Raw genomic sequence first — 26,162 nt, 5'->3', positions numbered from 1 at the left:
TTAGAGCCAAAGGACGGTTCTGTGCCACTTGCAACATAATTAACAGCTGTTTGTATCCCAGCAAGCCCGAGGGCGGCATAACTTTTTGTTAGCTGCCAACCCAAATATTACTTAAGTTTGCAGCATTAATATAAAGCCCAATCGCAATAGGAGCAGTAAACAAAACCATTAAACTGTAGACAAATAATAGCTGGCGTTTACTAAGTTGGTGTAATTGCTGACTTGTAGTTTCACTTCGTAAACGTAACACGGTTGATAGTAAAATGAGAAAAAGTACAAACCACCAAAAGCCTTGATTTAATATAGGGACATTATAGGCAACAGCGAAAATACCAACGCAACTTATAGCAGCAATGAACCATTCAGCTATCCAGCTTATTTGAAAGTACCCGTCTTTAAAATACCAATATAACCTAATGCTTAAAGTAATAATTAGATATATGACTAGAACTATAAAAATATATTTGAATACTTCCATTTTCCATCAATGCCTTACGAAGGAGCTCAAACCAAGCGTTTTGCGTGCTTTTGGGTAACTTGTTATAAGCCGTATGCAACAATTAGATATATGAATAAGCTAAAAAAAGACGCTAATGCTACAAACAATGAAATGCGCACCTTTTTAATATGGCAGTCTAACCCTTTATGGTACAAGGAAAATTTTTTAGGGTTACCAAATAACATGCCCCAATACTCATCTTGGTAACCTAAGTATTCAACCAGCTTATTTTTACGCTCATTTGTGTATTTATGCGCGGCTTCTTTGTATGCTGCCATCTGCATGTTAAACACAATAAAGGTAATCGCTACGACTCCAAACAGGATGATAAATACCATTGTTTCCCTTAGGCTTATAACGCCCATTTAAGCAGACGAAAATTGTTGATTAAAATGTGAAGCGAAGCGGAACCTAACCAACTGTTTTTGTTACATTTTAAATGCTTATTACACAGCCTTACGCTTATTTTTATGTAAAGAGAACATTAGTAGTGCAGCAAGTAATGTTGCAATAATATCACCAAGGTCAAAAAACATTGAAGTCCAGTATTGTTCAATTTCATATGTTAATGCACCAGCAGTAAACATTAAAACTGACTTTTTAAATGTTTTAATGTCAATCTTTGGCTTAACTATTGGAATGAGAGACAAGATTCCGAATAAATAGAAAAAACTTGGGGAAGATCCTAAAAAGGTATCTAAAAAACTATTGATACCAAATATGTCAGATCTCGTTAGCTTCACAATAATTGCGAAAGCACCACATATAATGAAGCTAGCTATATAAAACTTTTGTTCTCGAAACAACAAACCAACTCCTTGGCAATTTAACATGTTTATAGCGAGCGAATAGCACGTTTTCTTACCACATAAGCCGCGCTTCTATCAAAGTTTATTAGTAACAAAGTTATTAACTGATTGCCACATATATTAAAAGTTGGCAGTAACCATTACCTAAACTTAATAAAAGCGAATCATTAGGTCGTGTTATTGATTATGTAAGCGCCTACACAAAACTGTATATAAAAACAGTATCCAGGTATTACTCAAAGAAATGATTAAAAAAGCACATTCCCCTACTTTTCAGCCAACTCTGAGTTTTGAGTAATTACTCTATAGATTAAATTTCTTCATCTATCAGGTTTAATTTAATCGTTTGTTTAGCTTATAGGAATATTTTAAAGTTCACTCGTTGGCAAGAAACACCAACTTAACCAAAGGAAATCTATCATGTTTAAAACACTTGTAACCACTATTGCACTTAGCTCTTTATTAACTTGCTCAGCGATGGCAGTAGCCAACCAAGCTGATTATAAACTGATGGTTATCGAGCAAGCTCACTCTTCAAACGACGTAAACAGCACATACGAAAATGCTTTCAACCGTTGTGCATTGAGTGTAAAAGAAAAGAATTTTTCAGAAGCTGAAAGCCTGTGTACCGAGGCAATTTCACTTCTTAGTACAAGTAAAGTACCTGGATACAAACGTCGCGAATTAACTTCGTTTGCATTAAGTAATCGTGGTGTTGCACGCATCATGTCAGAAAACGATACTGCAGCTCTTTCTGATTTTTATGAAGCAGTTCAAATTTCTAAAAACGAACTTGTAAATCATAACTTAACTCGCGCAAAGCAAAACTTAGCGTTGTAAAGTTACCCCACCAAATTGTTGTCGAAAGCCCGGTTCTTGTGTGTTCTGACCGGGCTTTTTTTCGCGCCTGATTTACATGATAAACCAATAAACCCCCTATTGGCCGATACTAAATTTCTCTTCCAGTTCTTGAATTTCTTCACTATACGTAGCTAAAAATTGGTTAAACTGAGTAATCACCTCTGGATGATTAATCGTCGATACATGAAAGTCTTGTACATCTACACCGAGCAATTCATGGAAGTAGACATCGGTCGTTACATTTAACTTTTTCCGTAATTTATAGTTAAGAACATCCCGCGAGATATAAATACAATTTATTCGGTTCAATAAAAGCAAAGAAATAAGCTCCGTTGTATCCGCAGTTTCGATAACGGCAATTCCCTCTTTTTCAAAATATGCTTTAAAACGTTGTGAGGTGAAACCACGCACTTTACCAAACCGGGTGCAATCAGATAATTGTGTATCAGGATTAAGACTCGCAATACCGGTTACAGTTGTAAGAACAGGCTTTGAATAGACTATTTGCTTGGTTTTTGTGTAGATATCTTTAAAACTTTTTTGCCATTGCGGGTTATCTGGGTATTTAAAATCAAGGTAACTTTGCGTAATAAAATCTTTATAAAGGCGGTTTAGAGGCGTTGGGTAAAACACTATATTATAGTCGTATTTACGACCGAATAATTTTAATAACTGTGCGCTGTATCCAGTGAACCGTGAGTTATTGTTATCGCTCCCTTCGTAATAAGGTAGATATTCAATGTTCTCTACGCCTACTACATACGAGGCTCTTTCTGCGCATAATAACTGCAACGAAAATAAGCTTACTACAACAGCACTCAAACCACTTATTAGATTTATTTTCACATTTCAAACGTCACTTTTTGGGCATACATACAAGCTTAGGCTAAAAAATGACTTTGAACTAATAGCGTATCGACATTTTACTCTGCTGGAACAAATTCAAGCACCGTAGCATTAATACAATACCTATCTTTACCTTGTGGGCCTTCACCTGGGAATAAATGGCCTAAGTGGATCCCTGAACTTTTCGATTTTAATTCAATACGATGCATTCCATAACTGTTATCTTCGTGCATGGTGACGCTGCCTTTAACGGCTTGGGTAAACGATAACCAACCTGTACCCGAATTAAAGCGATCTCGGGTATTAAATAATGGGGCACCACTGAGTTTATCTATAAAAACCCCCTCTGGCGTATTTTTAAAAATATCATATTGCTTACAATATGGACTGTCGGTACGAGCATGAAATGCAACCCTAAACGCCTCACTGTCACCCAACTTAAACGCACCGAGCGCTTTGTAAAATTCATCTTTACTTACATACCCTTGACGGCCATACACTTCTTCACCATTTTCTATAAACAGTAAAGTTGGCGTTGCCCAAGTTGGGGTCTTAATTGTCAGCCCATCGAGCTCATCGGCATAACGAAAGGTCATGGGAATAGTACCTTGGTAGTTATTGGCAACTTCTTTTTTGAACTTTTCACAGTATGGGCAATACCCTTTCGCATCAATAACCACAATCTGTTTATTTGTCAGTAAGGCACTATTATCAACGTTGGGTTTGTTGGTTGAATCAAATACCACGCCTGTTGAATGATCAGGACAATACCCATTCGGGTTTTTCTTTAAATAATCTTGATGATAATTTTCTGCTGCGTAAAATTTCTTGAGCGGCTTAATTTTTGTGACAATTGTTCCGTAGCCTGCGGCCGTTAACTTTACTTGGTACGCCTGTTTTAATTCAATGGCTGTTTGTTGCTGCTGTTCGTTGCTGGTAAGAATTGTAGAACGATACTGTGTACCAACATCATTACCTTGTCGATTAAGCTGCGTAGGATCGTGATTCTCAAAATAGTGCTTAAGGAGGCTTTCAGTGGTTATTTCATTGCTGTTATAAGTGACTTTTACCACTTCAGCATAGTTATTGTCGTCGAAACGACGTGACTGACGGGTAATATTTTTATACGTTGCTTTAAATCCCTCACCATCTGCATAGCCTGATACAGCATCAATTACCCCATCCAGTGCTTCGTAGCGTTTTTCAGCCCCCCAAAAGCAGCCAGAGCCAAGTACAATAGTTTCAATATGCTGCGTAGCTTTTTGCATAGTGTCTTGTGAATACACTTTACTTGCAGTCATCATGGCACTACTGGTCAGTAATATCAGTAACATTGACTTAATTGTCATACTAATTTCCTCATTAAAGCCTGTATATTTAAAAGACCGGCGAGTTTAATAAATCATTTCACCTTAAACGCGTCTAAGCTGTGATTCACCGCTAACAATTTAACTCTTTTGTATATTTAAGATAAAAAGCACCTTTTTACATTGGGATATAATAATGAGAATTGCACATAGCCTAACCGCTCTCGCATTGGGTATAACACTTGCTACGCAAGTGAATGCAGCAGAGTTCACTTTCGCACAATCTATTAAACCAACTGACAACACATTAGTGCTGTTTTTTGATTCAAAAACAGGTGTTTCTGATTTCAATTACCTAAGCACTGAAACGCAAGCCCACTTAGATAAAGTGGTTAACTTTGCAGACTTTAAAGCCAAGTACGGAAAAACATTAGAAGTCATTGCTCCAAACAACAGTGAACATCAACGTATTTTACTTGTTGGGCTTGGTGAGCAAGCAGAACTCAATGCTGCAAAAATGGCAAAGCTAGGAGGTAATGTTCACGCTAAGCTTCACAGTGCGAAACAAGCTTCGGTTAGTCTTGATTTTTCGGTGTTGAAAGAAACAGACACAAACGCCAAATATGCGGCCGAGTTTGCTCATGGTGCTAACCTACGTGACCACCGTTTTGAAGAATACAAAAAAGAAAAAGACACCCATGTAGTTAATTACACTGTCGATGTCGAAAATATAGACCAAGCGGTCAAAAACCACACTTTACTACAACATATTGAACAAGGTGTATTTTTAGCACGCGACTTAACCAGTGAAGTAGCGACAGAGATGACTCCAGCTGACTTTGCTAAAGCCGCAAAAGAGCTTAAAAAGTTAGGTGTTAAAATCACGGTTCTAGAACCTAAACAAATTAAAAAGCTGGGTATGGGTGCGCTCGAAGCGGTTGGCCGTGGTAGTGAAGAAGGTTCACGCCTTGTTGTTGCCCATTATCAAGGTAATAAAAACACACCTATCGCGTTAGTAGGTAAAGGTATTACCTTTGATTCTGGCGGTTATAGCCTTAAAACTGGCGCTTCAATTGCACGTATGAAATCAGATATGGCGGGTGCTGCAGCCGTACTAGGCACTGTAAAAGCAATGGCGTTAGCTAAAGCCGACACCAATGTTGTTGCGGTCATGGGGATGGCAGCAAACATGGTTTCACAATTTGCTGTTGCACCGGGTGATGTTGTTCGCACAGCTGAAGGTTTAAGCGTTGAGATTGTAAACACAGACGCAGAAGGACGCTTAGTATTAAGTGACGCTATGTGGTATGCACGCGATAAGTTCAAACCCTCTATTATGATTGATGTTGCAACGCTCACTGGCTCAAAAATTGGGGCTGTTGGCAACGAATACGCCGCCGTATTCTCAAAAGACGATCAATTAATTGAGCAATTAACACTGGCTGGTAAGCAAGTAAACGAAAATCTTTGGCGCTTACCGCTGGGCTACGACGATGCGTTAAAATCTGACATTGCAGACTTAAAAAATATTGGTTCTCACGGTCCTGGTGCAACAACAGCGGCAAGTTTTTTACAAAACTTTGCGGGTGACACACGTTGGGTACACATCGATATCGCGGGTAACGCACTTAACAATAAAGCAAAAGATGAACTCGCTGAAGGCGGTACTGGCTACGGTGTACGCTTACTATCTAACTGGTTACTAAACAACAATAAGTAGCCTTTTCCTTTACTCTCTGCCAAGCTGTTGTCATTATTTTATAACGGCTTGGCAGTGTTGAGTTTTTAATTAACGCGAAAGACTCATTTACATCTTCACTACTGGGCCTATATGCTAATTATCATCAACAAATAATAAAAAGTGTGACATACAATGGCTTCTACTCAACGACCACAGATCACAGCACTGACTACGCATTGCATTTTTTTCGATGTCTATCAGTCAGGGCAAGATGTGCTTGAAACACAAAAAAAGATTTGGGCACTCGCGCAACTTTGTCGAAATTCAGGAGACTTTATTGATGTGGTGCCTGCTAATAATAACCTCACCCTTTACTTAAAAGAGTCATCTTTACTTGCTAAGTGGCAATCTTCATTACTTAGTCACTGGCATGAGATTAAAAGCAATGATTTTACCTCTACACATCATAAGCTCGCGACGGTGTATGGTGGCGATTATGGCCCCGATATTTCAGCGGTTGCTAAATACCATAATTTAACCGTAGACGACGTGGCTCAAATGCACAGCAGTGCAACGTATCATGTTTTGTTTTTGGGCTTTCAACCCGGATTTGCATACCTAGCAGGCTTAAACCCCCAGTTATACACGCCGCGCCACGAAAAACCACGCATTCATGTCCCTAAAGGCGCGGTTGCTATAGGCGGTGAGCAAACTGGCGTCTACCCCGAAGACTCTCCAGGTGGTTGGCAAATAATAGGTCATACAGATTTCAAACTGTTTGATATAAATGCACAGACACCGTGTGCAATTGCACCGGGCGATACGTTAGAGTTTGTTATTCAGGAGGTGCTAAAATGATCACCATACTCAAGCCCGGTATGCAAATGTCTATACAAGATCAAGGCCGCGTAGGTTCTCGCCATTTAGGCATTGGTCAATCAGGGTGTGTTGACCCTTATGCACAAATCATCACTAATCGTCTTGTTGGCAACCCCGATAACCATCCCGTGATTGAGATCACGCTTGGACTTGCCGAAATACAGTTTGATAACGACTATTACATCGCCTTACATGGCACCGACATGAAAGCGACTGTGAATGGCAATGCTGTTCAACCGGGCTGGAGTTTTTATATAAAAAAGGGCGATATACTTAAGCTAAACGCAGCCCGACATGGGTTTCGAAACTATTTAGCTATTGGTGGTGACTGGCATTTACCAACGGCTATTTTAGACTCTTACTCAACCGATATTGCAGCAGGCTTTGGTGGCTTGCATGGTCATGCTTTAAAGGCGGGTGATCGTTTCGATATAACACCTAAGTATGCAACTAAAATCGGATTAGGTGCCATGTTACCGCCAAAGAGTACACATATTCGTATTCTTGCCGGTCCGCATGCCTCAATATTACCTGATAATACATGTGATAAGTTTACAGAGCATTCATGGCATATTTCGCCTAGCAGTAACAGAATGGGCGCACGATTATTAAGCGATGAGTGTAAATTAGCGCATTCATTGTCGCTGCCCTCAATGGCAGTTATGCCTGGAAGTATTCAATTACCACCTAATGGTGAACCCATTGTTTTACTGAATGACGCGCAAACAACGGGTGGGTATCCAATAATTGGTACTGTTATTGAGGCTGACTTGCGTCATTTTGCTCAGCTTAAACCCGGTGACTTCTTACACTTTGAGTTTGTTAGTCTTGAGCAAGCTCATTTAGCCCAGCAAAAGCTCGTTGCTCATCTAAATCAACTTGCAATTGCTTTAAAGTATAAAAATGCCCAAAGTTAACAGTCTAAATGCCCTGTGTTTAAACTCGTTTGGCGTTTAATAAATGACTAACCCCTAAACCAAGTTGTCTATACAAGAGTGTATTTACTTTTCGAGACAATGTTTACAGTGATATAAATTGTTTTTGCTGCGCCAAATTGGTGCAGCAAAAATAATTTTTACGTCGCTTATTTCATCAAATTTCTTCATTTTTACTAAAAATAATTCGTTCACCATTGTTCATACAAAGCTTTTGGATCAATCTGGTGCAAAGCCTGTGTTTTCGGTGCATAGATTATTCTTAAATAATTAAAAAACCTGTGTGACTTAGGTAATTATTTCTGTTAAAACAAAGATTCGCAGTTTTAAAATTATTGTTAACTGCGCACATAATTGGAATGAGGAGTCACTATGTGTTCAATTTTTGGGGTATTAGATATTAAATCTGATCCTGCCCAATTGCGAAGCCAAGCAATTGAGATGTCAAAACTATTAAGGCACCGCGGACCCGATTGGTCTGGCGTGTATTCATCAGAGAAAGCAATTTTAGTTCATGAACGACTTGCCATTGTTGGTGTGTCAAGTGGTGCACAGCCGCTTTATAATCCAGAGCGTACACATATTCTCGCTGTCAATGGTGAAATCTATAACCATAAAGAACTAGCGGCAAATTTAGAAACCGATTTTACCTTTCAAACTCAATCTGATTGTGAGGTTATATTAGCCCTGTACAAACAAAAGGGGCCTGAGTTTTTAGATGATTTAAATGGTATTTTTGCTTTTTGTTTATACGATGAAGAGCAAGATGCCTACCTAATCGGTAGAGACCACATTGGTATTATTCCGCTTTACACAGGTCATGACGAACATGGCAACTTTTATGTTGCGTCAGAATTAAAAGCACTATCGCCAATTTGTAAACATATTGAAGAGTTTCCACCGGGGCATTTTTTATGGAGCAAAGACGGTCAGCTACGTCGTTATTATTCACGTGATTGGCAAAGCTATGACGCGGTAAAAAACAATGATGCAAAAGTGAGTGATGTTAAAAACGGTTTAGAAGCAGCCGTTAAACGTCAATTAATGTGCGATGTGCCCTATGGTGTATTACTTTCTGGTGGGTTAGATTCGTCTGTTATCTCTGCAATTACGCAACGCTTTGCAGCAAAACGTATTGAAGACAACGACGAGTCAGACGCGTGGTGGCCTAAACTTCACTCTTTTTCGGTTGGGCTTGAGGGCTCGCCAGATTTAGCGGCAGCACAAAAAGTAGCCGATATGATTGGCACTATTCACCACCCTATTCACTTTACCATTCAAGAAGGTATTGATGCACTGCGTGAAGTCATTTACCACATTGAAACGTATGACGTAACAACCATCCGTGCATCAACCCCCATGTACTTAATGGCACGTCAAATTAAGGCAATGGGCATTAAAATGGTGCTTTCTGGCGAGGGAGCTGATGAATTATTTGGTGGCTACTTGTATTTCCACAAAGCCCCTAACGCACAAGAGTTTCATGAAGAGCTAAATCGTAAAGTCTCTAAACTTAATATGTTTGATTGCTTGCGTGCGAATAAATCAATGGCGGCATGGGGTGTTGAAGCTCGCGTACCATTCTTAGATAAAGAGTTTGTCGATATTGCAATGCGCATTAACCCAGAAGCCAAAATGTGCAAAGACGGTAAAATTGAAAAACACATCATTCGCGAAGCATTCGATGGTTACTTACCTGATGACGTATTATGGCGCCAAAAAGAGCAGTTTTCTGATGGTGTAGGTTATAACTGGATAGATACCCTTAAAGAATATGTGAGCGTGCAAGTTAGCGATCAAGAACTTGCCAACGCAAAATATAAATACCCTATAAATACACCTGATTCAAAAGAAGCGTATTTTTATCGCAGTATTTTTGAAGATCATTTCCCTGGAGATACATCAGCAAAGTGTGTTCCTCATGGGAAATCTGTTGCATGTTCAACACCTGAAGCACTTGCTTGGGATGAATCATTCCAAAATAATGCGGATCCTTCGGGTCGTGCTGCTGGCGTTCACAACGACGCTTATAAAAAATAGTAGCGAGAGCTGCAAGTCATAAGCTTGCAGCTTCTTTAGTATTAATCTGTTCGTTCTGAAACAATACTGTCATTAAACTTTTTTACTTTCTTCTTAAGTTTGTTTAAAAACCCATCAAAAAACTGAGAAAATTGATTTTATTCGGCTATTTAGCGCCTAAAGCATTTACATTTTCCCTCTAACTCCTACACTAAAGACTACTATTTGGTACTAAATTGATTTGTCTTCAAACTATTTTCACGTTTATTGCGTAAAAATATTCTTTGGGCAAACGTGTTCCAACCGGCCATTTAGCTTTCTGCTAGATAAAATTACAACAAGAGGTATTCATGAGCGAACATCATGACAAGTACAGCATCGACAATACGGATTACACTGTCGGCCAAGACAATGTACAAAAATGGGGGTTCGATGTTCACAACCCTGTTTTTGGCATTAGTGCAGGTTTAATTGCAATCTTTTTAATTGCAACACTTATTTCAGACCCCGAAATTGCAAAAGCAACCCTTAACGGTATCAAAAACGACATTATTAATAATTTTGATGGTTTTTTTATGTGGTCAGCAAACTTATTCGTATTGTTTTGCTTTGCATTAATCATTTCACCTTACGGTAATATTCGTTTAGGCGGAAATGAAGCTCGCCCTACTCACTCGCGTATTTCATGGCTTGCCATGTTATTTGCGGCCGGTATGGGGATTGGGTTAATGTTTTGGGGCGTTGCTGAACCGGTTGCTTACTACACTGGTTGGTATGAAACACCACTCGGTGTTGAAGCAAATACCCCTGAAGCCGCAAAAATGGCTATGGGTGCAACCATGTTTCACTGGGGCCTTCACCCGTGGGCTATTTATGCAGTCGTTTCACTATCACTAGCGTTCTTTTGTTATAACAAAGGTTTACCTTTATCTATTCGCTCAATTTTCTACCCTATCTTAGGCGATAAAGCATGGGGATGGCCTGGCCACCTTATTGATATTCTGGCTGTGCTTGCGACCTTATTTGGTCTTGCCACTTCCCTTGGTTTAGGCGCTCAGCAGGCCTCTGCGGGTATTAATCATGTATTTGGGACTGATGCAGGCATCGGTTTGCAAATTGGCGTTATTACTGGTGTTACCTTGCTTGCGGTGATTTCGGTCATACGTGGTATTGATGGTGGTGTTAAACTGCTAAGTAATATCAATATGGTGATTGCCTTTGTACTGCTTGTATTTGTTGCTATTGTTGGTTTTGCTGCAGCCTTTGGTAATATCCCGAATACGGTGATGGGTTATGTCGAAAACATTATTCCACTGAGTAACCCACATGGCCGTGAAGACGAAACATGGATGCACGGCTGGACTGTGTTCTACTGGGCTTGGTGGATTTCATGGTCACCGTTTGTAGGTATGTTCATTGCGCGCGTATCTGAAGGACGTACAATTCGCGAGTTCTTAATTGCCGTATTACTTGTCCCTACTGTTGTTACTATCTTCTGGATGTCAATTTATGGTGGTATCGCAATTGAACAAGTTGTTGATAAAGTCGGTGTACTAGGTGAAAAAGGCCTAACCGATGTACCACTGGCTATGTTCCAAATGTTTGAAGCATTACCTATGTCTCAAGTGCTGTCGTTCATTGCTATTGTGCTGGTGTTAGTGTTCTTTATCACGTCTTCTGATTCTGGCTCATTAGTTATCGATTCGATTACCGCAGGCGGTAAGGTTGATGCACCTGTACCGCAACGTATCTTTTGGGCGACCATTGAAGGCGCAATTGCGGCTGCATTAGTATGGATTGGTGGAACACAAGCCATAGAGGCGTTACAAGCTGGTGCAGTATCAACCGGTCTACCTTTTACATTCGTGCTGTTACTTATGTGTGTGAGTTTAGTGCTTGGGCTTAGAACAGAGCCAAGAACTCGCTAGATAATATGGTATTAAAAAACGCCGCAATTGCGGCGTTTTTTTATTATGGGAATTATTACTTTAGTTAAATTAGTAACTCTCGTAATGGCGTGTCTGGTCGATAATGATACACTAATTGTGCCTGCAAAAGCTCAGCGGTTGCGATTGCATCCGTTAAGGCGTTATGATTTTGATATGGAGGTAACGAATAACGAGTTCGTGAGTCAGCTAATCTTACCGAGTCTAATTTACTGTTAAATAAACGCCCTATTAATCCCTGTTTCGCTTTGAGCGCTCTTCTTTCAAGTTCTAGGGTGTCTATTACTGCAAACTCTAAACCTTCACCTAATCGTGCGTTTAACGCTTGATACAGGAAGTGGCGTTCAATAGGCGCAAAATGCACAACAATCACTTTACCAGCTAATGCGGCTAATAACGGCTCAATTATCGACGAGAAGTCAGGCGCGCCAGTTAATTCGGAGTGTGTAATGCCATGAATGACTATTGACTCTTCATCGAGCTTTTGCCTTGGTTGAACAAGCCAATGTGCACTGTCTTTGCAATAAATTCGTTTTGATGTGAACGGCACCAGTCCGACACTAACAATATCGTCTTTATCAAAATTTAGACCGGTCGTCTCAAAATCTAACGCTACGAGGGGTACTTCACTAATCGGTAAATTAAGGTCGTTTACCGCACTTTGATAAAAATGTTGTATACAAGGATGACGACTCGTCGCTGATAGCGCTTTATAACGCGCAGGCCAGTTTTGTTTTGCGCTATTAGTGGTCATTACTTCACACCTGAATTAGCTGAATAACGGAATTTTAAGAAGTTCTGTGCTTTATCTAAAATCGCAAACGCTTCTTTTAAATTTCGCTGTTCAAAAGGCGATAGCAAATGTGGCTCTAAATCGTTGTCGGGCGCTTCATCTAGCTTTTCTATTTGCCAAGCCTGATGACGAATACGGATCATGGCGATATATTCAAGGGCATCTCGTAAGTCTTGCGCTTTTCCTTCTGGTAATAACTTGGCATCAATTATATCTTCAAGTCGTTCAAATGAGTTTTGCTTACGGCTGCCTATCGCTAAAGCATGCACACGGATTACATCAGACAAAGGGGCTGTGCCACGACGTTTTAAGTTCATTGAGCGTTTATGTTGACCATTATGCTCTAATACAAAGTCTTTAAAAAAGCCCAGTGGAGGCGTTCTATTACGTGCGTTAGCTGCCATATTCGCTAAGAAACGCTTATTGCTGCGCCCTTCTTTAGCAATAAACCGTTTTAGTTCCTCTGCCCATTTGGTTTTGCCGTAAACACCATCAAGATCAAAAAATATTGAACTGTGCAATAATGCTTGTGGTTTTGGCTCTGCTATCCAACTAGCAAATTGTTCTTGCCACTGCTCCCGCGTTAAACGCCATTTTTTAAATGACGCCATAATTTCACCATCGCAGTACTTATAACCACACTCAGCCAAGCCATCACAGACAAAGTCAGCAAGTTTTTGAAAATATTCATCATGTAGAGATTCATCAAAACTATTGTCTAGAATAATGGCGTTGTCTTGATCTGTAACGATTAATTGCTCATCCCTTGCCATTGACCCCAGTGCAATGAAGCAATAAGGCACAGGAGGCGGACCAAACTTTTCTTCGGCTAAATCGAGTAGACGCTGTTTAAATGTTCGCCCTATCACCGCCATGGCAGTGCCAATCATATGAGAATTCGCATCTTCATTAACCATTCGCACAAATACATTAGGCAACTGGCGCGCATAATAAGCTAAGTCTTCAACAGATTGCTGAGCAAGAATGCCACGCACCAGTAATAAACTACTTTGCGATTCATAGCGCAAAATATCTGATAACGAAATAACCCCAATGGGTTTTTTCTTAATAACAACGGGTAAGTGATGAATATTATCTCTGAGCATCGCTAGTACGGCTTCAAACACGTAGGCGTTGCTATCGAGTAATACAAGATCAGTCTGCATTATTTGCTGAGCATGAGCTTCGTAACTTAATCCTTGTGCAATAACACTGGAACGTAAATCGCGGTCAGTTATGATGCCAACAACTTGGCCATCGTCATCATCAGGGTCATCGCTAATGGGTTTATCAGCATCAGTAACCAATACTGACGACACCGACTCTTGTGTCATCAACTGCGCAACAAACTGAACTGTTGCATCTTTTGCGACCGTGACCACATCTCTGTGCAGTAATGACTTTACTTTTGCGGTAGTTAAATCATTGCTATCGGCTTGCTCGACGATAGCTTGGTGCAAACGTACATTACCATCAGCCTCAAAGAAATCTGCAAATGGCTCGTATTCGTCGCAATACTGGTTAAACAACTCCACATTAATGCAATAAACAAGTGTGTCTTCGAGTGCTTTTGCCGGAAAACGTACTTTACGATTCATTAGCAAACCCATTTGGCCAAATATGCCCCCCACCGTTAAGCGGTTATATAATTCACCATCACGGCGATACATTTCCACGGCACCGGTACGAATAACATATAAATCGGCTATGTCGTCACCGTAATTTAATATCTCGGTGCCAGCACGAAAATAAGCAATTTCAATTTGCGACGCTAATTTATTTATTGCCTCTTCTGGTAAGTCATCAAATGGAGCATGATCACTTAAAAATTGTGCAATATCGATGTGTTCGGCTTGCATACGCATACCTAGATTGGGTGTTTTTATTGATTGTGGAGGTAATTGGCTATTTTTTCAAAGAAAAATAGCCAATTAAGGTCGATTAAGCGTTTTCTAACTCATCGGCAAGGTGTTTAGACTCATCACCACGAGGTTTGGTAAAACGTGCTAAACCAAGGTAAATAACGGGGGTTAAATAAAGCGTGAATAATACCGCTAAGGCTAAACCACCAAACACCACCCATCCAATGGCATTACGCGCTTCGGCACCAGCTCCTGTCGACAAAATAAGCGGCAACGCACCCAGTAAGGTAGATACCAACGTCATAGCAATCGGGCGTAAACGAACTAACGCAGCTTCTTCAACAGCGACCCTCACTGAGCGACCTTGGTCACGTAATTGGTCAGCAAACTCCACCAGCAGTATCGCATTCTTAGCAATTAAGCCAATCAACATAACTAAGCCTATCTGCGAGTAAATATTTAATGACGTACCCGTTAAATACAAAGCCAAAATAGCCGACGTGATACCAAAAGGCACCGTGATCATAACCACAATCGCACTGTTTACGCTTTCAAATTGTGCCGCGAGCACGAGTAAAACAATTAAAAAAGCCAATACGTAGGTTAACAGTACTTCATTAGCGGTTTCTTCAAATGTAAGTGCTTCGCCTTTAAAGGCAAGGCTAATACCATTCGGTAAGTTAGTCTCGGAGATGTCACGAATTTTGGTGACCAATTCAGCGATAGTGACATTTTCGGGTAGTTCCATACTTAGCTCAATTGCACGACGCTGTGCGTGGCGCTCAAGCTCAGCTGCCACGCCTTCTTCAGTAATCGTTGCAACACTGCTGAGCGGCACAAGCTGACCATCTCGCGCCCCAACGTATAAGTTGGCCAGATCATTTGGATTAGTAATGGTTTGATTTTGTGCCTGCAACATAATAGGAATTGATTGATCACCAATGTTTAAATCAGCAATATCATCACCATTTATCGCCGCTCTTAACGTGATTGAAATATCACTTAAAGACACACCAAGCTCCTCTGCACGGCGTCTGTCTATATTAACCCGTAACTGTGGCTGCGACGGTTGGTACGAAATTCTCACTGGCGCAACCTCTGGAATTGCGTTTTCTATTTCAGCTGAGAATGCCTGCGCTGCTTTAAATATTTCTAAATAATCTTGGCCAAGCAGCGCCAGCTCAATGCCACCCCCTTGACCACGCAAATTTAGACTGTTTGAACCACCAGGGTAACCAGCTGCACCAGGAATATTACCCAGCGGTCCACGTATTTTATTAATGATTTCTTGCTGACTAAAGTGACGCTCATCCCAATGCTTTAAAGGCACGGTAATGAATACAATATTGGGATCCCATTGCCCAACAACGGTATATATTGACTCAATTTCGCCACTTTCTACAAAAGGCAGTAATATATCTTCCATTTGCACGGCTTGCCTATCCATAAAGTTAAGGCCGACCCCGTCGGGGCCACGCGCAAAAATTCGAATTTTGCCTCTGTCTTCTGTGGGCAATAATTCGTTATCAAGGTTCATATACAGTGCACCTGAGCCCGCAGCGACAATTAAGCACACAAAAAATGTAATCCATGCATGGTCTAATACACCATGAATCGTGCGTTTATAAACAGCCGCTAAGCCATGCCCAAGTTTTGCAAATGGATGAAATCCCCCTTGCTTTAATTTAAGTTTAGAGGTTAATGCAGGGACTAAAGACAATGCGACAAAACTAGAGATAATCACTGCGCCCGCGAGCACTCCACCAAATTCACGAAACAACCGCCCCGCTGTTGATGGTAAAAACGCAATAGGTACAAATACTGCGGCCAATACAGCCGTGGTGGCCACCACCGCAAAAAATACTTCGCGAGTACCAATTACCGCAGCGGCTCGCCGCCCAAGTCCTAGGCCGCGTTGACGTTGAATATTTTCACTCACCACAATCGCATCATCAACAATTAAACCTGTCGCTAATACTAAAGCCAGTAACGTTAATATGTTGATTGAGAAACCCAACGCCCATATCAGCGCGAGCGATCCAATTAAAGCAACGGGAATCGCAAAAGCAGGCACCAGTGTTGCGCGCCAAGAGCCAATAAACACCCACAGCGTTATAACAACTAGCAACACGGTGAGTAACAACGAGTTGATTACTTCGTCTACTGAGCTGCGAATAAACTGTGCGTCGTCGGAGGTGAGCGTAAATTCCATTTCGGGGAATCGCACACGCATTTTTTCAATCAGTGTTAATACTTCATCTGAAATTTCAATGGTGTTCGACTGGGCTTGACGAATAATCTCCATGCCAATAACAGGTGTGCCATTTAATCTTACGAACGAACGAGGATCTGCAGGGCCAAAATACACAGCGGCGACATCGCCGATACGCGTGTCATCACGAACAATAATATCTGCGACTTGTTCTGCTGAAATTGAAGTGGCATCAGCACGGACGATGACTTGTTGATCGCTCGACTTTAAACTCCCTGCCGGAACATCAAACGGCGCTTGGCGTAATACATTAGCAATGTCGGGCACAGTGAGATTAAAGCTGCTTAATTTAAGGGGATCGATTCTAACCCTTAAAACTCGTTCACGGTCACCATTTAAACGTACATCAGCCACACCGGGAATGGTTAAAAATTGCGGGGCTAAGTCTACATCAACGCGTTCGGTCAGTGCTTCAAGAGATAATGTATCACTCGAAACAGTTAGTGACACAACCGCTTCAGCGTCGTTGTCGGCCTTAATAATTGATACCCGTTCAACTTCTTCGGGAAGTTCGCGTTGTACCCGTGCAACCGATTCACGCGTTTCGTTTGCAGCATCATCTAAGTTAACACCCGGGCGAAATTCGACCACGATACGTGCGTTGTTTTCTTCACTTTGCGCGCGAATCGACTTTACCCCACTTACACGTGCGACTGCACCTTCAAGTTTACTTGTTACTTCGGTATCAACTGTTTCAGGTGAACCACCCGGAAACGACGCTGACACCGTAATGCGTGGCCTGTCTACATCTGGAAGCTCTCGTACTTCTACGCCAGCAATCGCAGCAATACCCGCAATAATGATCAATAAGTTCAACACCACTATTAAAACAGGTCGGCGAATTGCCATTGACGGCAAGTCTTCCATCATTGGTTGTTGCTTCATCATTACTCCTTGGCAAGCTTAACGTCGTTAGCAAATGTCAGCTCTTGGTTAGGGCGTAATCGTTGTACCCCCTCTGTCACTAACAAGTCGCCTTTATTTAACCCCCCTGATACGAGCAATCGCCCTGCTAAACGCTGCTCAATTTTTACATCAACACGGGTTGCTTTTTTATCGACACTTTTCCATACATACGGACCTGCGGCACCCCACATCATGGCTGCTTCTGGGACTACAGCATATTCATCGCCTCGAATATTAATGTGCACGCGAAAGCTCATGCCTGGCATAAACTGCTTTTCATTGTTATCTAGTTTTGCTTTGGTTCTTATCGTGCGTGTTTGTGCATTGATACGTGAGTCTAACTCAGCCACTGTTGCGGTATACACTTTATCACCTAACCATGGAATAACCTCTACCTCAGACTTCTGCTTAAGCACAGAAATTGCGGCCTCAGGCGCATTAAAATTAATATACAGCTGAGAAATGTCATCGATGGTCGCTATTGCAGTTTGTGCGGTGATCCTGTCCCCAACTTCTACATCGGTAAGGCCCATTACGCCGCTGAAAGGCGCCCGGATCTCACGATCTTCACGTTCAGTTTTAGCGTGCATTAACTTTACTTTTGCTAGTTCATAAAGGGTTTTAGCATCATCTAAATCGCTTTGCGGAACAGCACCTCGGGCATGACTCTCTTCAAGCCTTTTCATGGTGCGCTCGGCATCTTTTAAGGTAATTTCAGCTTCTTTAAGGGCGGCTTGTTGTCTGCGTGAGTCTAGTTCGAGTAATAAATCACCTTTTGACACATTATCGCCCGGTTTAAAATACACCGCGGTCACTCTGTCACCCACTGCGGGGTACAACGTAACTGAATGAATCGCCTCTGCGTTTCCAACGGCTTTAATTTGCTGTTTTGCTTTTTCAGTTGTAACGGGTTCAACAACCACATTGGCCGCCTGTGCAACAGATATGCAGGAAATACAGGCGATTAAGGTCCATGAATATAATTTGCCAATTGTCAAAAGTTCACCTAAATAAGAATCGTTTTAATTGTTACGAAGTGTAACAGCTTTGTGATCAATAAAAACAAGACTTCGTTTAATAAACAAAATGATGAGGCGAAATTAATAATACCTGTGCTTATATTCAAGTGCTCTGCTTCAAGGTAATAAATCCTATCGAAAGCGATGTAAAACAGTGCACCTATTTAGTCGTTAAATGGGGTGTGTTATCACGGTGATATTTAGCCACTTACTGGCATTAATTAGCTGTATGAGTGGCAAATAATTTTTAGGTCATAAAAAAGCCCCAGACTATGCTGAGGCTTGTATATTATGCATTAGAAGTGGAAACTTATTGTTGGCGCTGTGCTTCTTTTTGCGCTTTTTTAGCTTCTTTACGTTTACGAAGTACTTCTTGAGCTTCGTTGCCAATGTGGCCTTCGCCACGAGCTTGTGCTAATTCGATTTGCTTTTGACGCTCAGCAAAACGAGCACGCTGCTCTTCTGTTAGGCTGTCGTGACAGTGATGGCACGATACACCTTCCATGTATTCTGGCTTTAACTTTTCGTCTTCTGTGATAGGCATACGGCACGCATGACATTGGTCGTATGAACCTTTTTGTAAGTCGTGATTAACCGCTACACGGTTATCAAATACAAAACATTCACCTTCCCACATGGTTTCTTCTTTTGGTACTTCTTCTAAGTACTTAAGAATACCGCCTTCTAAATGGAAAACTTCGTCGAAACCTTGTTCTTTCATATACGCCGTTGATTTTTCACAACGGATACCACCCGTACAGAACATAGCCACTTTTTTGTGCTTTTCAGGGTCAAGGTTTTCTTTAGCCCACGCAGGGAATTCACGGAACGTTTTAGTTCGTGGATCGACCGCGTTTTGGAAAGTACCAATTTCGATTTCGTAATCGTTACGCGTATCGATTAAGATCACTTCAGGGTCTGAAATTAATGCATTCCAGTCAGCTGGTTTTACGTATGTACCCACTACTTCACGCGGGTCGATACCTTCAACACCCATGGTTACGATTTCTTTTTTCAGTTTAACCTTAGTGCGGTAAAACGGACATTCATCGTCGTATGACTCTTTAGTCACAATGTTGTCTAGGTTTGGTTGTGTATCTAACCATGCAAGTAGATTGTCGATACCTTCTCGCTTTGCAGACACCGTACCGTTAATACCTTCAGCCGCTAATAACAAGGTACCGCGTACTTCATTTTCTTCCATCACATTGAGTAATGGTTGGCGAATTGCTTCAAAATCTGGAAGGGCTACAAATTTGTAGAGTGCGCACACAACGAAGTGTTCGCTGGTTACATTGTCTTTATGTACAGCAGTCATAGGTTACCTTTTGCTTTAAATGCCATAATTGGCGTTAACCGAATCGCAAATCCGGCGCATTGAGGGCGCGTATTTTACGCGAATTAACACTAATTGCAAAAACTCTAACGAAATAGCTGTGTTTTTACTGTCTCCAACTATGGCAAGTACGTTATAATAAACACGATTTACTAATTTTGCTCATCGGAGATTAAGCATTGCATTTTACTGAACTTGGGATTGATACACGCCTCGAAAAACAACTTGCGCATCAAGGCATCACCCAGCCCACCGATATTCAAGCTCACGCGGTACCAACAGCTATCGCGGGCCATGACATTTTTGCACAGTCAAAAACAGGGTCGGGCAAAACGCTGGCGTTCTTATTACCCGCTGTACAGCGCGTAATGAAACAAAAAGCACTCAGTAAACGAGATCCTCGCGTTTTAATAGTGGCCCCTACTCGCGAGCTGGCTACTCAAGTGTATAGCCAACTTAGGCTACTAATTGCTGGCACAAATATAAGCGCGGTGAAAATTTTAGGTGGTGAAAACTTTAACGACCAAATTAAGGCGCTTCGTAAAGACCCTCATTTTGTTGTGGGCACACCGGGTCGTCTTGCTGACCATTTAGGGCAACGCTCATTGCAGCTTTCGGGCCTTGAATTACTCATTTTCGATGAAGCAGACCGTATTTTAGATTTAGGCTTTACCGAGCAAGTTAAAATGATCAACGAACTTGCCGATCATCGTTTACGTCAAACTTTATTGTTTTCGGCGACGCTAGATCATGCACAGGTAGATGCTCTATCACGTAACTTATTACGTTCACCAAAACAAATTTTATTAAGTGCCTCTAACGAGCAGCACAGCGACATAACGCAAAAGCTTTATTTAGCGGATCACCTTGATCACAAAGAAGCCCTACTTGAGCACTTTGTAAAACAAGACGATGTTGGTCAGTGCATTATCTTTACTGCAACCCGCGCCGACACCCAACGTTTAAGCCAATGGCTAAATGATAAAGGCTTTAAAGCGCAAGCGCTTGCTGGCGATTTAACGCAAACAAAACGTTTGGAGATCATGGACGCTTTCAGTCGTGAGAATTTTAAAATATTAATTACCACCGACGTCGCATCACGTGGTCTTGATTTATTAAGTGTTACTCACGTCATTAACTTTGATTTACCTAAACATGCCGAAGAATACGTTCACCGTATTGGCCGTACAGGACGCGCCGGTTTTAAAGGCACTGCAATATCGCTTGTCGGTCCAAAAGACTGGCCTAGCTATAAAGCAATTAAAGCATTCTTAAATGATGAACTTAGCTTTTTCACCGTCGAGGGCTTAGTAGGTAAATTTAAAGGCCTACGCGAGAAAAAAGCGGATACTGTTTGGAAAAAAGCAGAAGAAAAAATATCTGCAAAACCAGTGAAACCTAAACGTAAAGCCGCTCCTAAAAAACCAAAAGCGCCAGTTAAACCCCCTATTGATGTGGATGGTTTTTCACCTATGCGTCGTAAGAAAAAACCAGAACAGGAATAATAATGAGCATTCTTGGAACTACCCAAACATTATTCGTTAACGAAATATCAAACGAAGGCGCCTATTTAGATGGCCGCGATTTAGGTGAAGTGTTTTTACCTAGCAAAGAAATTGAATACGAAATTGAAGCTGGCGACAGTGTTCAAGTATTCATTTACCTTGATCATGCTGGCCACCCGACTGGTACCACTAAAAAGCCACTTGCTCAAGTTGGCGAATACGCCCTATTGCGCGTCAAAGCAATTAACAACACCGGTGCATTTATGGACTGGGGTTTAGAGAAAGATGTGCTTGCACCATACAACGAACAAAAGCCAAAAATGAAAGAAGGCTTTTCGTATTTAGTACGCTTATACCTAGATAACGCCAGTCAGCGTATTTGTGCATCAAGTAACTTTAATAAGTTTTTATCAAAAGATGAGCCTAACTATGCACCAATGGAAGAAGTTGAGTTAATTGTTGCGGGCAAAACAGACCTAGGTTACAAAGTACTGGTTAACGAAGCACACATTGGTGTGGTGTATTACAACACAGTATTCAAAAAGTTATTCGTTGGCCAACGCTTAACTGGTTACATTCAAAAAGTACGTGAAGATGGAAAGATTGACGTACTACTCGAAAAACCAGGCATGGGTAAAGTAAACGACCTTAGCGAAAAAATTCTAGATAAATTAAAAGCCGAAGGCGGTATTTTACACCTAGGTGACAAATCTGACCCAGAAGCAATTAGAAAAACCTTTTCGACCAGTAAAGCAAACTACAAAAAAGCCATCGGCGGTTTGTTTAAACAAGGTTTGATTGATATTGAAGCCACGTCAATTAGGTTGAAATAAGCTACGAGCTACGAGCTACGAGCTACGAGCTAACAAGATTATTGATATATATGAAAAAGAGTAAAGTGAAAGCTTTACTCTTTTTTTATTGGTTTTGATAGCTGTAACAAATAGGCGCGGTAAATTTTCTAACACTATAATGCCCCTTTATGTGTTTCGACTGCGCTTTACCTCAGAGTATGGTTTGAAGTTTGACCTACTTTTACTATCACCAATACATCGAGTAATGTGTACAAATTATCTCATGCCTAACCCCCATCCTCTCTGTATATAAGAGGATGGATAGATTGTAATCCTGTACAATCAGGTGCAGCCAAGAGGTGACTGTATTGTTCTAGATTAACTTGAAAACACTTCTTTCAAGTGTGCTTTATACCTATCAAAGTCGTTTTCTACCTGAGGGTTTTTAATGACATCATTACACATAAAGGTGCCCAAAGGAGACATGCCCAAAAACTGATGAGCTTTATGAAATGGCAAGTACACACCGTCAACACCTACCCCTTCAAAAAACTGAGAAGGATCAGTAAACGAATCTTGTGGGGCATTCCATGTAACCGAAAGCATATACTTTTTGCCTTGAAGCAACCCACCAGAACCATATTTTTTGTCGCTATCACTTCTTGTTCTCCCATCGCTTTGATACAAACGACCATGACCAAGGGTAAACACGTCATCAATATACTTTTTCACAATCCAAGGGGCTCCCATCCACCATGCAGGATTTTGGTGGATTACGACATCTGCCCATAACCATTTTTCAATTTCAGTTTCTATATCGTAGCCACTATCGACTTCAGTAACTTTGACATCATGGTTTAACTCGATTAAACATCCATGTGCTAGTTCTACCAACCTACGATTAAGTGTTCCTTCAGAGTGAGCAAACTTTTTACCGCCGTTGATAATTAATACATTACTCATTTTAATCATCCCATTCTGGAGCAAGACCATCAGGGCTCACTTGACGCCCATTGCGTTCAAGACCATCGATCAAATCAATGTCTTCAATCGTCAATCCGAGTTGCTTTGCTTGCAGGTTGCTGATGAGATTTTCGCGTTTGGTTGACGATGGGATCACGGCAAATTCCTTGGCTAATGCCCACGCCAACACTACTTGCGCTGGTGTTGCTTTGTACTTACCTGCAATATCAATAATCAAAGATTCCTTTAAAACTTCACCATAGGCTAATGTCATGTAAGAGGTTACTTGTATACCGTTTTCTCGCATATATGAGACTAATTTCTGGTTTTGCAAGTATGGACTTAGCTCAATTTGGTTTGTAGCAATATTTTCTTTGCCTACTGCATCGAAGGCTTTGTGTAACAACTCAATATTGAAATTTGACACCCCAATTTCTTTAGTTAGCCCAAGGGATTTTGCCTCTAGCAGAGCCTGCATATACTCTTCGATATTTTCACTCTCACCAGGCCAGTGAATTAGTGTTAGATCCACATAGTCCATTTTCAGTTTCTCTAGACTTTCCTTGAGGCTTGGGATGAGTTCAGCCTTAGACATATTGTCTACCCAGATTTTGGTTGTGATGTACAACTCTTCTCTAGGTATGCCAGAATCCACTAATGCTTCTCCAATGCTCGCTTCATTACCATAGATTTGAGCAGTATCAATCGCGCGATAGCCAACTTCTAATGCGTTTAATACTGAACTTTTTACCACCTCGCCCTCTAAGCGAAAAGTGCCTACACCAAATGAAGGTACTGTCATAACGTCTCCAAAGTTTTTATGTTGTTGCTGTGAGTACTAACTTTACTTGGCAGGACTAATTCATTAAAGTTAATATTAATCAATTTTTAATTTACAAAAGGTAACGAATGAAATCGACTTTGGATGAGATGAAGGCACTAGTCGCTGTTGTAGATACAGGAACGGTACGAGGGGCGTCAGAAATTCTTTCTATTACACCAGCTGCAGTGAGCAGAACTATCTCAAGACTGGAAACAAAACTAGAAACTACGTTATTGAGTCGTACTACTCGTAGGTTAAGTGTTACGTCAGAAGGAAGAATTTACCTAAAAAGAGTTCGAAAAATACTCGAAGAAGTTGATTTCGCAGAGGATCAATTAAGAGTCCAAAAAGATAAGCCTTCAGGTCTTTTACGAATTAATGCAGCAACTCCCTTCGCAATTCACGGACTTGCACCTTGTATTACCCATTACCAAACGCTGTACCCTGACGTTGAAATCGAACTGAATACAAGTGAAGAGAATATTGATTTAGTCGGAAAACAAACGGATATTGCTATCCGTATTGGTCAACTTAAAGATTCAACATTGAGAGCTGTATTTATTGGTAGCAGCAGAATACGCATTGTTGCTAGCCCTGAGTATCTAGAGAAATTTGGTGCGCCAAGTTGTATTGATGAACTATCCAGCCATAGGCTATTGGGATTTAGTAAGCCTGAGATTTTGAAAAATTGGCCACTCATGAATGAAAACGATAAGGTTTTTAAAGCAACGAGTAACTTGCAAGCAGATAATGGTGAGGTAATTCGACATTTAGCGTTAAGTGGAGCAGGCATCGCATGCTTATCTGATTTTATGACATATAGAGATAGGAAAAATGGCAGTTTGGTAGAGCTGTTCAAGGATTCTTCTCTCAGAATAGAGCAACCTATTCATGCCATTTACTATAAAAACTCAGCAACATCTCTGCGAATTTCATCATTTATCGAGTTTATCAAAAGTAACCTTAAAATTGATAATAATGAGTTCATGTAGCTCTTCCTTATCACCAGAGCTACACATTAGATTGAGTGATTTTCCATACTTTTAGTAATCCGTACGTTACTAATTTAGTGATGTCACTGACACGAAAATGTCCATCTTCGTTTCAACTATTCTGGCTGAAACGTTTTTGTCCAAAAACCACTGAGTAAATGCTCTATAGGTTGGCTTTGAGTGAATAGCGAACCTAAGCCCATGTCTGCCGAATAATTGAATTAAAAGTATCATAACGAGCAGGTAATACTCTGTTTTTTTTACAGACCAAATATAAACTTTCTATTACTGGTTGTTTAGGTTTGAAAACCTTTAAACGTTTAGGGAGATAAAAACTGTCAACGGCACTTTTGGGTAATACGGTAAAGCCAATGCCTTGAGCGATTGGTTCTAAGATTTGGCTAATTTGGTTAATTGAACCGACAACAGGAATTTTGCTAACATCTAGTTGTGTTAATTCTTGTTCTAATGATTGCTTAAAATACAAAGACAAATAATGTTCGGCATCTGGATGATTGATTAGCCCTAACTCTGAAAATAATCGCTCCCAGCTATTATTAACATTAGCTTTTTGGGGCAAAATCAAACACAGCTCTTCTTTGCCAAGCTCTTCAAAATCAAAGAAACTTTCATTGGGTATATTGGTCACAATTCCTTGGTCAATATGTCCGTTTTTGATATCAGCCAAAATTTGATGATTAGGGGCTGCTTTAATATTAATGTGAATGTTGGGATGTTGATTTTGAAGTGGTAATAACCTTGGGTAAAGTAGTAACGCCACTGAACCAGAGCAAGCTAAGGTGCATTCTCCTGATAAAGGGTCATCAAAGCTTAGTTGCTCAAAGAGAAACTTTTCATTCCTTATTAACGCTTTCGCATGGTTGTAAACCAACCGACCTTGCTCAGTAATTGAAAATGACTTCTTCTCTCTTTTAATTAACTTACATCCACACGCCTCTTCGAGTTTGTTGATGTGCTGGCTAACTCCCGGTTGAGTCATATAAAGTTTTTCGGCGGTTTGTGTAAAGTGCCCAACATCAACAAGCGTTATAAACGTTTCTAACCAAACAGGATTTAGCATACTACCCTTTCATAACTTTAAATTATCATTTTCA

General features: G+C 40.8%; 22 protein-coding genes. 9 read left to right on the top strand and 13 right to left on the bottom strand.

Features of this window, described 5'->3' with window-relative positions; all coding sequences use genetic code 11:
- Positions 1-88: 88 nt before the first annotated feature.
- From GZH31_RS07805 to GZH31_RS07795, 3 genes are all read right to left on the bottom strand, one after another.
- A complete protein-coding gene (locus tag GZH31_RS07805; protein WP_180311542.1) occupies positions 89-478 on the bottom strand; it encodes a hypothetical protein in 390 nt (129 codons plus the stop codon).
- A gap of 62 nt (positions 479-540) precedes the next feature.
- A complete protein-coding gene (locus GZH31_RS07800) occupies positions 541-837 on the bottom strand; it encodes a hypothetical protein (RefSeq protein ID WP_180311541.1) in 297 nt (98 codons plus the stop codon).
- Positions 838-945: 108 nt separating this feature from the next.
- Complete coding sequence (locus tag GZH31_RS07795; RefSeq protein ID WP_257473695.1) at positions 946-1,332, bottom strand: hypothetical protein; 387 nt, start codon at positions 1,330-1,332, stop codon at positions 946-948.
- Positions 1,333-1,728: 396 nt separating this feature from the next.
- Between GZH31_RS07795 and GZH31_RS07790 the strand changes: the two genes are divergently transcribed.
- On the top strand, positions 1,729-2,148 hold the full coding sequence (locus GZH31_RS07790) for a hypothetical protein (protein WP_036968511.1): 420 nt from the start codon (positions 1,729-1,731) through the stop codon (positions 2,146-2,148).
- Positions 2,149-2,244: 96 nt separating this feature from the next.
- Here GZH31_RS07790 and GZH31_RS07785 read toward each other — a convergent pair whose 3' ends face one another.
- On the bottom strand, positions 2,245-3,015 hold the full coding sequence (locus GZH31_RS07785; protein ID WP_180311540.1) for an ABC transporter substrate-binding protein: 771 nt from the start codon (positions 3,013-3,015) through the stop codon (positions 2,245-2,247).
- Positions 3,016-3,092: 77 nt separating this feature from the next.
- Entirely contained in the window at positions 3,093-4,319 is a 1,227-nt protein-coding gene (gene msrA, locus GZH31_RS07780; RefSeq protein ID WP_257473703.1) for a peptide-methionine (S)-S-oxide reductase MsrA, read from the bottom strand.
- 199 nt (positions 4,320-4,518) lie between these two features.
- On the opposite strand from msrA, the gene GZH31_RS07775 reads away from it, so the two are divergent.
- The 5 genes from GZH31_RS07775 to GZH31_RS07755 all read left to right on the top strand — a co-directional run bounded on the left by GZH31_RS07775 (position 4,519) and on the right by GZH31_RS07755 (position 11,764).
- Complete coding sequence (locus GZH31_RS07775) at positions 4,519-6,042, top strand: leucyl aminopeptidase (protein WP_180311538.1); 1,524 nt, start codon at positions 4,519-4,521, stop codon at positions 6,040-6,042.
- A 153-nt stretch (positions 6,043-6,195) separates the two neighbouring features.
- Positions 6,196-6,861: a 5-oxoprolinase subunit PxpB gene (pxpB, locus tag GZH31_RS07770; protein WP_118844243.1), complete on the top strand. Its 666-nt coding sequence runs from the start codon at positions 6,196-6,198 to the stop codon at positions 6,859-6,861.
- A complete protein-coding gene (locus GZH31_RS07765; protein ID WP_180311537.1) occupies positions 6,858-7,799 on the top strand; it encodes a biotin-dependent carboxyltransferase family protein in 942 nt (313 codons plus the stop codon). The genes pxpB and GZH31_RS07765 overlap by 4 nt, the downstream gene beginning before the upstream one ends.
- Positions 7,800-8,189: 390 nt before the next feature.
- On the top strand, positions 8,190-9,857 hold the full coding sequence (asnB, locus tag GZH31_RS07760) for an asparagine synthase B (RefSeq protein ID WP_036968523.1): 1,668 nt from the start codon (positions 8,190-8,192) through the stop codon (positions 9,855-9,857).
- Between the two features lie 329 nt (positions 9,858-10,186).
- On the top strand, positions 10,187-11,764 hold the full coding sequence (locus GZH31_RS07755; protein WP_065979899.1) for a BCCT family transporter: 1,578 nt from the start codon (positions 10,187-10,189) through the stop codon (positions 11,762-11,764).
- A 64-nt stretch (positions 11,765-11,828) separates the two neighbouring features.
- On the opposite strand, the gene GZH31_RS07750 is transcribed toward GZH31_RS07755, so the two are convergent.
- The 5 genes from GZH31_RS07750 to GZH31_RS07730 all read right to left on the bottom strand — a co-directional run bounded on the left by GZH31_RS07750 (position 11,829) and on the right by GZH31_RS07730 (position 19,952).
- On the bottom strand, positions 11,829-12,536 hold the full coding sequence (locus GZH31_RS07750) for a 3'-5' exonuclease (RefSeq protein ID WP_180311536.1): 708 nt from the start codon (positions 12,534-12,536) through the stop codon (positions 11,829-11,831).
- Positions 12,536-14,434 carry a DUF294 nucleotidyltransferase-like domain-containing protein gene (locus GZH31_RS07745; protein WP_118844240.1) on the bottom strand — a complete coding sequence of 633 codons (1,899 nt, stop codon included), beginning with the start codon at positions 14,432-14,434 and terminating at the stop codon, positions 12,536-12,538. Before GZH31_RS07745 ends, GZH31_RS07750 begins: the two co-directional genes overlap by 1 nt.
- An 82-nt stretch (positions 14,435-14,516) precedes the next feature.
- Entirely contained in the window at positions 14,517-17,594 is a 3,078-nt protein-coding gene (locus tag GZH31_RS07740) for an efflux RND transporter permease subunit (RefSeq protein WP_081759716.1), read from the bottom strand.
- A 2-nt stretch (positions 17,595-17,596) separates the two neighbouring features.
- Positions 17,597-18,613, bottom strand: a complete 1,017-nt coding sequence (locus GZH31_RS07735; protein ID WP_036968538.1) for an efflux RND transporter periplasmic adaptor subunit — start codon at positions 18,611-18,613, stop codon at positions 17,597-17,599.
- 331 nt (positions 18,614-18,944) lie between these two features.
- Positions 18,945-19,952, bottom strand: a complete 1,008-nt coding sequence (locus GZH31_RS07730; RefSeq protein ID WP_118844238.1) for a rhodanese-related sulfurtransferase — start codon at positions 19,950-19,952, stop codon at positions 18,945-18,947.
- A gap of 197 nt (positions 19,953-20,149) precedes the next feature.
- Here GZH31_RS07730 and GZH31_RS07725 point away from each other — a divergent pair, with 197 nt between their 5' ends.
- Together GZH31_RS07725 and GZH31_RS07720 are read left to right on the top strand one after the other, a co-directional pair.
- Positions 20,150-21,475 carry a DEAD/DEAH box helicase gene (locus tag GZH31_RS07725; RefSeq protein WP_065979896.1) on the top strand — a complete coding sequence of 442 codons (1,326 nt, stop codon included), beginning with the start codon at positions 20,150-20,152 and terminating at the stop codon, positions 21,473-21,475.
- A gap of 2 nt (positions 21,476-21,477) precedes the next feature.
- Entirely contained in the window at positions 21,478-22,308 is an 831-nt protein-coding gene (locus tag GZH31_RS07720) for a S1 RNA-binding domain-containing protein (protein ID WP_036968547.1), read from the top strand.
- 339 nt (positions 22,309-22,647) lie between these two features.
- Here GZH31_RS07720 and GZH31_RS07715 read toward each other — a convergent pair whose 3' ends face one another.
- Entirely contained in the window at positions 22,648-23,232 is a 585-nt protein-coding gene (locus tag GZH31_RS07715) for an NAD(P)H-dependent oxidoreductase (RefSeq protein ID WP_065979895.1), read from the bottom strand.
- A gap of 1 nt (position 23,233) precedes the next feature.
- Complete coding sequence (dkgB, locus tag GZH31_RS07710; protein ID WP_118844237.1) at positions 23,234-24,034, bottom strand: 2,5-didehydrogluconate reductase DkgB; 801 nt, start codon at positions 24,032-24,034, stop codon at positions 23,234-23,236.
- Positions 24,035-24,141: 107 nt separating this feature from the next.
- On the opposite strand from dkgB, the gene GZH31_RS07705 reads away from it, so the two are divergent.
- A complete protein-coding gene (locus tag GZH31_RS07705; RefSeq protein WP_065979893.1) occupies positions 24,142-25,047 on the top strand; it encodes a LysR family transcriptional regulator in 906 nt (301 codons plus the stop codon).
- A 193-nt stretch (positions 25,048-25,240) separates the two neighbouring features.
- Here GZH31_RS07705 and GZH31_RS07700 read toward each other — a convergent pair whose 3' ends face one another.
- Positions 25,241-26,128 (bottom strand): LysR family transcriptional regulator, encoded by an 888-nt coding sequence (locus GZH31_RS07700; RefSeq protein ID WP_118844236.1) that lies wholly within the window; start codon positions 26,126-26,128, stop codon positions 25,241-25,243.
- Positions 26,129-26,162: the final 34 nt, after the last annotated feature.

The organism is Pseudoalteromonas sp. JSTW, assembly GCF_013423925.1.
In the GTDB taxonomy this organism is placed as follows: domain Bacteria; phylum Pseudomonadota; class Gammaproteobacteria; order Enterobacterales; family Alteromonadaceae; genus Pseudoalteromonas; species Pseudoalteromonas lipolytica.
The sequence above is the reverse complement of the archived record's forward strand: the minus strand, read 5'-3'. Positions and strand labels throughout refer to the sequence as shown.

Bases quoted from the DNA above. Each gene is read 5' to 3' on its own strand.
- GZH31_RS07745 (WP_118844240.1), bottom strand. From the start codon at position 14,434: ATGCAAGCCGAACACATCGATATTGCACAATTTTTAAGTGATCATGCT.
- GZH31_RS07755 (WP_065979899.1), top strand. From the start codon at position 10,187: ATGAGCGAACATCATGACAAGTACAGCATCGACAATACGGATTACACT.
- GZH31_RS07775 (WP_180311538.1), top strand. From the start codon at position 4,519: ATGAGAATTGCACATAGCCTAACCGCTCTCGCATTGGGTATAACACTT.
- GZH31_RS07765 (WP_180311537.1), top strand. From the start codon at position 6,858: ATGATCACCATACTCAAGCCCGGTATGCAAATGTCTATACAAGATCAA.
- GZH31_RS07720 (WP_036968547.1), top strand. From the start codon at position 21,478: ATGAGCATTCTTGGAACTACCCAAACATTATTCGTTAACGAAATATCA.
- GZH31_RS07705 (WP_065979893.1), top strand. From the start codon at position 24,142: ATGAAATCGACTTTGGATGAGATGAAGGCACTAGTCGCTGTTGTAGAT.
- dkgB (WP_118844237.1), bottom strand. From the start codon at position 24,034: ATGACAGTACCTTCATTTGGTGTAGGCACTTTTCGCTTAGAGGGCGAG.
- GZH31_RS07805 (WP_180311542.1), bottom strand. From the start codon at position 478: ATGGAAGTATTCAAATATATTTTTATAGTTCTAGTCATATATCTAATT.
- GZH31_RS07800 (WP_180311541.1), bottom strand. From the start codon at position 837: ATGGTATTTATCATCCTGTTTGGAGTCGTAGCGATTACCTTTATTGTG.
- GZH31_RS07795 (WP_257473695.1), bottom strand. From the start codon at position 1,332: ATGTTAAATTGCCAAGGAGTTGGTTTGTTGTTTCGAGAACAAAAGTTT.
- pxpB (WP_118844243.1), top strand. From the start codon at position 6,196: ATGGCTTCTACTCAACGACCACAGATCACAGCACTGACTACGCATTGC.
- GZH31_RS07700 (WP_118844236.1), bottom strand. From the start codon at position 26,128: ATGCTAAATCCTGTTTGGTTAGAAACGTTTATAACGCTTGTTGATGTT.
- asnB (WP_036968523.1), top strand. From the start codon at position 8,190: ATGTGTTCAATTTTTGGGGTATTAGATATTAAATCTGATCCTGCCCAA.
- GZH31_RS07790 (WP_036968511.1), top strand. From the start codon at position 1,729: ATGTTTAAAACACTTGTAACCACTATTGCACTTAGCTCTTTATTAACT.
- msrA (WP_257473703.1), bottom strand. From the start codon at position 4,319: ATGATGACTGCAAGTAAAGTGTATTCACAAGACACTATGCAAAAAGCT.
- GZH31_RS07715 (WP_065979895.1), bottom strand. From the start codon at position 23,232: ATGAGTAATGTATTAATTATCAACGGCGGTAAAAAGTTTGCTCACTCT.
- GZH31_RS07750 (WP_180311536.1), bottom strand. From the start codon at position 12,536: ATGACCACTAATAGCGCAAAACAAAACTGGCCTGCGCGTTATAAAGCG.
- GZH31_RS07740 (WP_081759716.1), bottom strand. From the start codon at position 17,594: ATGAAGCAACAACCAATGATGGAAGACTTGCCGTCAATGGCAATTCGC.
- GZH31_RS07730 (WP_118844238.1), bottom strand. From the start codon at position 19,952: ATGACTGCTGTACATAAAGACAATGTAACCAGCGAACACTTCGTTGTG.